Here is a 7,421-nt window from a genome sequence, read left to right as displayed (position 1 = left end):
CGTGCGCCAACGGGGTTCGAAGCGCAATCTCGACCGGCTCAGGCCGGCACATCACCGTGGAGAAATATCGAGGCTAGTTCGGATCGGTCGGTCCCATATATCCCATAAATGTATACCGGCGCGAAAGCGGCCACCCGGTCGACTTATCGAAAAAAACCTGAAGTCGGTTGTAAGTCGAAAATGCTTATATTTGTCGGGGAACAGCCCCTTTATTCGAAAACTCGCTCGCGAATTATCCACGCCAGATCCTGGAGTATCTGGACGTGACCGGTCGTCCACTGACGCGGTCGCTGATCCCATACGCAGAGGGTGCCCACGGAGTGGCCTGCGTCGTCGGTGAGCGGAATTCCGAGGTAGGACACGAGAAGGTTGCCTTGCACGGAGGGGTGATCCTTGAGGATGTCGTTGAGTCGAGCGTCCTCGACAACCAGTGGTTGCCCGAGATCGATCGCATAGCGGCAGATGGACCCGTCCATGGGGACCTCCTGCGCGCCACCGAGTTCCGCAGGGAGTCCGAGTGCACTCTTGAAGTACTGACGCTTGTCGTCGAGAAGGGAGAATGCAGCAGAAGGGGCGCTCAGGGCGTCTGCGACCATTCTGACGATCCTGTCGTATCCCGCGTCGGATCCGGTGTCCATCAGCCCAGTCCGAGCTACAGCGGCCAGTCTGTCGGGATCGTCGATCGGGGTGCCGAACACTCGCGTGACCTCGGCTGGGCCGACGCCCTTCTCCGAGCCCTCCTGCAGCGCACGAAGCAAAGCGCCGACATCGGAGTCCTGATCTTCCGACAGTTCCCGCACGAGCCGGTCTACCACCGCACCGCGAATGAATTCATCGGTGGAAAGACCGGACTTCTCCGCCTGCCGGGCGAGCAGCTCGTTCAGACGGTCGTCGAAACCGGAAAATCCTGTCGTCATTGTCCAGATGGTAGTACAGGCCGAGTTCTTGCACCGACGCTCGGGAGGTGCATTCCTTATTCTCGCGCCCGGCGTGAGTTATTCGGGTTCGGTGAGACAAAGCAGGAAACAACGGGGCAACGCCGATAACGCGATATCGCGTTCCCGGTCATTGCTAGCATCTGCCGATGAGAAGGAATTCGACGCGACGAGCGAGTGCAGCACTGTTGGTCGTGCTGTTGTCGTTCGCGGCCGGGGCGGTACCCGCAGCTGCATCTGCTCTGCGAACGCAGCAAGCACCCGCAGGAGATCCAGGATGTGCGCGGCAATCGGATGCGGTCCGGATCGGAGTATCACCCGGAGCGACCATAGGTGGGCTGTCTCCTGCGGATCTCGATCGGGAACTCACGCTCGCCCGTGACGCCGGAGCTTTCTCGGTTCGTCTCGACATCGATTGGTCTGCCATCGAGTCGACCCGGGGCAGATTCGATTGGAGCCGAACAGACCGGGTGATCGATGCTGTTGTGGCCCACGGGATGTGCGTGCACGGCATCATCGCGTACACCCCGAGGTGGGCGCGAGTAGCCGCCGCCGTCAACGATTCGCACTCCCGTCCGGCGAACCCCGCCACCTTCGCAGCGTTCGCCAAGACTGTGGTTCAGCGCTACCAGAGCCGGATCAAGATCTGGGAAGTGTGGAACGAGCCGAACATCGTGACGTTCTTCAAGCCTGCCCCCGACGTGACGGCGTACTCGGCGCTGATCAAAGCGACTTACACGGCGATCAAGCAGGTGCAAGCCGATTCCACCGTGCTCGCGGGCGGGATGGCACCCGCCGAGGACACGAACGGCAACATCGCGGGTACGACGTTCCTGTCCAAGATGTACGCGCAGGGATCGAACAAGTACTTCGACGCCTTCAACGTGCATCCCTACACGTGGCCGTACCTACCCAACGATCCGAGCACGGCGTCGTGGAACACCGCCATGAAGATGTGGTCCATGCGAGACACCATGGTCGCCGGCGGTGACAGCGGCAAACAGATCTGGATCACCGAGTTCGGAGCGCCCACGGGTACGAACCCCAACAGTGTCAGCGAGCAGGTGCAATCGGACAGCATCGGGATCGTCCTCGACGCGGTTCTCGGTAACGACTGGCTGGGGCCGGCCTATGTCTACAGCCTCCGTGACGCCGGCTCCGACACAGCCGACACCGAACAGAACTTCGGACTGGTGCACAGAGACTGGACACCCAAGATCGCCTACGGACGCGTCGACGCCTACGCCGCGGAGCATTCCGGCCGTTGATCGACCTGTTTCACCGTCGACCGGAATGGGCTACTGTCTGCGCATGAATTCGCAGCCGGGGGGCTCGATCCCAGATCGCATCGATGTGACGTTCGATTCTGACGGCGTGGCCTGCACGGCCTGGCTCTATCTTCCGACCGGATCCGGCCCCGCTCCGGTGATCGTCATGGCGCATGGACTCGGCGGAACCAGGGAAATGCGGCTCGACGCCTACGCGGAGCGCTTCCGCGCTGCGGGGTATGCCTGCCTGGTGTTCGACTATCGCTGTTTCGGGGCCAGCGGCGGCGAGCCCCGGCAGCTGCTCGACATCGAATCGCAGCTGCGGGACTGGGCTTCGGCCATTGCCCATGCCCGCTCGCGCGCGGACGTGGACAACTCCCGAATCATGTTGTGGGGCTCGTCTTTCGGCGGCGGTCACGTCATCGTCGCAGCCGCCCGAGACCAGGAGGTCGCGGCGGTGATCTCGCAGTGCCCGTTCACCGACGGGATTGCGTCGGGACTCGCGTCGAACAGCTGGACATCGATGAAGCTGTCCGGCCGGGCTCTCTTTGATCTGGCGGGATCGGTGATCGGACGAGCGCCGCTGATGGTGAAAACAGCCGGACGGCCGGGGACGACCGCATTGATGACGTCGCCCGACAGCTACGACGGTTACCTGGCACTTGCGCCGGACGCCGACGAAACGTTCCACAACCGAGTCGCAGCCAGAGTCGCGCTGCAGATCGTGCGGCACCGGCCCGGGCGAAGGGCAAAGGACGTGCGCTGTCCCATCCTGTTCGTAGTCTGCGAGACGGATTCGGTCGCGCCGGCGAAGGCCACTCTGCGCTACGCACGGACGGCACCACAAGGCGAGATCAAGACCTACGACGTCGGCCATTTCGAGATCTACCTGGGCGGGGCGTTCGAGCGGGTGGTGGCAGACCAGATCGAGTTCCTCACCCGCACGGTTCCACCGACTCAGTAGACGTCGCGGACGTATCGCTTCTCTGCGGCAAGAGCTTTGACGTAGGCCTCGGCACTGCTCGGCGCGAGTTTGCCGTGTTGCGCCACCACGCCCTTCAGCGCGGCGTCGACGTCCTTGGCCATTCGGGACGCATCGCCGCACACGTAGAAGTGGGCACCGCGGTGAATCCAGTTCCACAGCTCGGCCCCGTGTTCACGCATCCGATCCTGGACGTAGACCTTGTCCTTCTGATCGCGTGAGAATGCGACGTCCAGGCGGTTCAGCGAACCGTCGCCGAGCATCGCCGTCAGTTCGTCGCGATAGTAGAAGTCCGTGTCGGCGTGCTGTTCACCGAAGAACAGCCAGTTGTGGCCGGTGTGCCCGAGCGCGCGACGCTCGTGCAGGAAGGCGCGGAAGGGGGCGACACCGGTACCCGGGCCGACCATGATCATCGGGGTTGTCGGGTCCTCCGGCGGCTTGAAATGCGAGGACTTCTGCACGAAGATCCCCACGTCGTGGTTCGACGCATGGTCGGCCAGGTAGGTCGAGCACACACCGCGCCGGGGAACTCCGTGCACGTTGTACCGCACCGCCGAGACGGTCACCTGTACTTCGTTGGGGTTCTCCTTCGGACTCGACGAAATCGAGTACAGCCGTGGCTGCAACGGTTTGAGAACTGCCAACCAGTCGTCCACCGAAGCACGAACCGGATGGGCAGCAAGCACGTCGATCGACTGACGACCCCACATCCAGTCGGACAGCGCATGCTTGTTGTCGGGGTGCAGCATCGCCTCGAGATCGTCGTCCGCAGTCCGTCGGTGGACGAACTTCAGTAGATCCGGTGTTGCACGGGCGATTTCGAGGTGGCGGCTCAGCGCCGCGCGCAACGACATCGAACCGTGTCCAGCGAGATCGACAGCGGTGTCCCGGTCCAGCCCGGTGGCCTCGAGCCACTCGTCGACGTAGGCATCGCTGTTGCGCGGCCACACTCCGAGTGCGTCACCGACCTCGTACTCGAGAGTCCCGTCGGGTACATAGAATCCGAATTGGCGGACGTCCTTGACGGATCCGCGTGCGGTCAGTACCCGATTGCGTACGAGAGTCGTCACCAGCGGTGACTTCTTGCTGTACTGTTCCGGCTCCGCTCGGGTTTGCGGAACGGTGCGAGCGGTGGACTCCACCGCTGCTTCGGTGGTGGTGTCGTCATCGCGTCGAAGCCGCTCGATCACCGCATCGAGCCACGCTGCCGCCTCGTTCTCGTAGTCGGGCTCGCAGTCGACCCGCTCGAGAAGTCGCCGGGCACCCAGCTCGGTGAGGCGCTCGTCGATCCTGCGTCCGTGGCCGCAGAAGTCCGCGTAGCTGGAGTCACCGAAAGCGAGCACGGCATAACGGATTTCCGGGAGCTTCGCCGTGGTCTCGGCGGCGAGACTGTCCCAGAACGTCGTTCCGTTGTCCGGCGCTTCGCCGTCACCGGTGGTGCTGCTGACGATCAGCACATCGGCCTCGGCGGGCAGGGAATCGACGGTGAACGTATCCATCGAGTGCTCGGCGATCGACAGGCCGGCTCCCCGCAGGTGGGACAGGCAGGCCTGGGCGTACTCCTCGGCGGTGCCGGTTTGCGAAGCCCAGAGCAACAGCACCGGCCGTCGCCCCGAATCAGCTGTCTCGACGGAAACACCGGCAACAGCGCCGCCGGTATCGGGTCCACGCGAGAACAGGCCCGCGAGAACGCCGTCGAGCCATGCGTGGTTCTCGGGGGACAGGGGAGTGCGCGACGGCAGAGTGGGCGATCCGGCGGCGCTGCGGCCGGCCTCACTGCCCAGGCCTTCGAGAAGTCCTGCGACGTAACGCTGTTCGACGGTCGTCAGCGGCTGAGAAGGACGCGCAGGGAGACCGACGATCGTGGCGAGCGCCTCGACGGGATCGTGGGAACGTTCGTCGCCCACGGGTGAGGGTGATTGAGCTGCAGCAACTCTGGTGAGAGTGACCGCGCACGCCTTGAACTCGGGTTGCTGAGAATACGGATCGATGGCGTCGTTGGTGACGGCATTGATGGCGAGGTACTCACCGAATTTTTCGTTCCAGTGGAAGGGCGCGAAGCAGCTGCCCGGGAGCACTCGATCGGTCACGACGGCAGGAAGGACGGCTCGGCCTCGGCGGGAAACGACCTCGACACTGTCGCCGTCGATCACGCCGAGCCGGTCGGCGTCGAGAGGGTGCAGCTCGACGAACGGGCCGGAATCGAGTTTGTTCAGCTTGGCGACCTTGCCGGTCTTGGTCATGGTGTGCCACTGGTGTGGCAGGCGTCCGGTGTTCAGCACGAACGGGTAGTCGTCGTCGGGCATCTCCGCGGGTGCCATCGCAGGCCTGGCGAAGAACTGGGCCCGACCGCTCGGGGTGGGGAAGGACAGTGCGGGGATCGAACCGTCGTCGGACACTCGTTGCCGTTGGCTGACTCCGTCGTTGAGGTAGCGGATCGGGTGCCGGGTGGTGGTCGCGTCGGGCGGGCACGGCCATTGGATGGGACTCTCGCGCAACCGTTCGTAGGTGACTCCGCGAATGTCGTAGCCGGTGTTCGGATTCCAGAACTGCTTGATCTCCTCGAACACCTCCTCGGCGCTCGCATAGGTGAAGGCATCTGCATATCCGAGCGCGCACGCCATGTCGGCGATGATCTTCCAGTCCGGTAGTGCACCGCCCGGTGCCTCGAGCGCCGGTTGGAACAGCGTGAGATTGCGTTCGGAATTGACCATCACTCCGTGCGCTTCCGTCCACAACGCGGCGGGCAGCATCACATCGGCGTAGTCGTTGGTTTCGGTATCGGCGAACGCATCCTGAGTGATGACCAACTCGGCGCGCTCGAGACCGTCGATCACCGTCGTTCTGTTGGCCACCGAGGCAACCGGATTGGTGCAGATGATCCAGCAGGCCTTGATTTCCCCGGTAGCGAGCTTGGAGAACATCTCGATGGTTCCGCCGCCGACGTCGGTGCGCAGCGTCCCGCGCGGAACGCCCCATCGATCCTCGACGAATGCGCGGTCGGCATCGTTGACCACCGCTCGTTGGCCCGGCAGCCCGGGGCCCATATACCCCATTTCCCGACCGCCCATGGCGTTCGGTTGCCCGGTCAGGGAGAACGGGCCGCTGCCGGTCTTGCAGATGGCACCGGTCGCCAGATGGAGGTTGCACAGCGCATTGGTGTTCCACGTTCCGTGCGTCGACTGGTTCAGACCCATCGTCCAGCAGCTCATCCAGTTCTCTGCACCGCCGATCATCGCGGCCGCGGCTCGTAGGTCCTTCTCGTCGAGTCCGGTTGCGGCGCAGACCTTCTCCGGGGTGTAGTCGCCGAGGAACTCCGGCATCGCGTCCCAGCCGTCGGTGAACTGCGCGATGAACTCCGCGTCGAGGTCGCCGTTCTCCGCAATGAGCGCCAGCAGACCGTTGAGCAGCGCCAGGTCCGACCCCGGCTCGAGTTGCAGATGCAGGTGGGCCTTGTCCGCTGTGGCGGTGCGACGCGGATCGACGACGATCAGCTTCGCCCCTGCCTTGACGCGGTCCATCATCCGCAGGAACAGGATGGGGTGACAGTCGGCCATGTTGGAGCCGATGACGAAGAACACGTCGGCGTGGTCGAAGTCGTGGTACGACCCGGGCGGGCCGTCGGCTCCCAGTGATTGCTTGTATCCGGTTCCTGCGCTCGCCATGCAGAGTCGGGAATTGGATTCGATCTGGTTGGTGCCGATGAACCCCTTGGCCAGTTTGTTGGACAGGTATTGGGCCTCGATCGACATCTGCCCCGACACGTACAACGCGAGCGCATCGGGCCCGTGTTCGTCGATGATGGTGCGCAGTCGCCGAGCGGTGTCGTTGATCGCCACCGCGGTGTCCGTGCTCTCCGGTTGCTCGCCGCGGCGATGCCGGATCTGGGCCTTCTCGAGCCGCCCGGGTGCCGCGAGCATGTCCGCGGTGGTGGTCCCCTTGGTGCACAGCCGGCCGAAATTGGCCGGATGGGACTTGTCGCCGACGGATTTGGTCACGACAGGCCTGGTCGGGGTGGCATCGGACGATGTGGTCGGGCCGCCGATCTCGAGCACCATGCCGCATCCCACGCCGCAGTACGCGCAGAGTGTCTTCACCGTGGTGACCATGGATTCCACAGTGCCCGGCCCAGGGTGCGCCGTCATTACACGTCAGTTAGCCGGATATGACGTTGTCCTCACCGCGCCCCGCCACGGGCGGTGATGTCCGCCCGGGAGCTGGTGAGAGGCGGATGGG

At 64.0% G+C, this 7,421-nt stretch carries 4 protein-coding genes; 2 read left to right on the top strand and 2 right to left on the bottom strand.

Translation table 11 applies throughout. The annotated features are described in order from the left end of the window. Window positions 1-209: 209 nt before the first annotated feature. Window positions 210-917, bottom strand: coding sequence for a GAF domain-containing protein (locus tag R4P47_RS24270; protein ID WP_317548737.1), 708 nt, complete (start codon window positions 915-917; stop codon window positions 210-212). A 167-nt stretch (window positions 918-1,084) separates the two neighbouring features. On the opposite strand from R4P47_RS24270, the gene R4P47_RS24265 reads away from it, so the two are divergent. Together R4P47_RS24265 and R4P47_RS24260 are read left to right on the top strand one after the other, a co-directional pair. Next, the gene (locus tag R4P47_RS24265; RefSeq protein ID WP_317532825.1) at window positions 1,085-2,203 is read left to right on the top strand and encodes an endo-1,4-beta-xylanase; all 1,119 of its coding nucleotides are present in this window, start codon (window positions 1,085-1,087) and stop codon (window positions 2,201-2,203) included. Window positions 2,204-2,246: 43 nt separating this feature from the next. Then, on the top strand, window positions 2,247-3,167 hold the full coding sequence (locus R4P47_RS24260) for an alpha/beta hydrolase (RefSeq protein WP_317785995.1): 921 nt from the start codon (window positions 2,247-2,249) through the stop codon (window positions 3,165-3,167). Here R4P47_RS24260 and R4P47_RS24255 read toward each other — a convergent pair. Further along, on the bottom strand, window positions 3,161-7,294 hold the full coding sequence (locus R4P47_RS24255) for a bifunctional nitrate reductase/sulfite reductase flavoprotein subunit alpha (RefSeq protein WP_317785994.1): 4,134 nt from the start codon (window positions 7,292-7,294) through the stop codon (window positions 3,161-3,163). The two genes, R4P47_RS24260 and R4P47_RS24255, sit on opposite strands and share 7 nt — an antisense overlap. Window positions 7,295-7,421: the final 127 nt, after the last annotated feature.

Source organism: Rhodococcus sp. IEGM 1370 (assembly GCF_033142325.1).
In the GTDB taxonomy this organism is placed as follows: Bacteria; Actinomycetota; Actinomycetes; order Mycobacteriales; family Mycobacteriaceae; genus Rhodococcoides.
This window is presented reverse-complemented; position numbering and strand designations above follow the sequence as displayed.

Bases quoted from the DNA above. Each gene is read 5' to 3' on its own strand.
- R4P47_RS24265 (WP_317532825.1), top strand. From the start codon at position 1,085: ATGAGAAGGAATTCGACGCGACGAGCGAGTGCAGCACTGTTGGTCGTG.
- R4P47_RS24255 (WP_317785994.1), bottom strand. From the start codon at position 7,294: ATGGTCACCACGGTGAAGACACTCTGCGCGTACTGCGGCGTGGGATGC.
- R4P47_RS24270 (WP_317548737.1), bottom strand. From the start codon at position 917: ATGACGACAGGATTTTCCGGTTTCGACGACCGTCTGAACGAGCTGCTC.
- R4P47_RS24260 (WP_317785995.1), top strand. From the start codon at position 2,247: ATGAATTCGCAGCCGGGGGGCTCGATCCCAGATCGCATCGATGTGACG.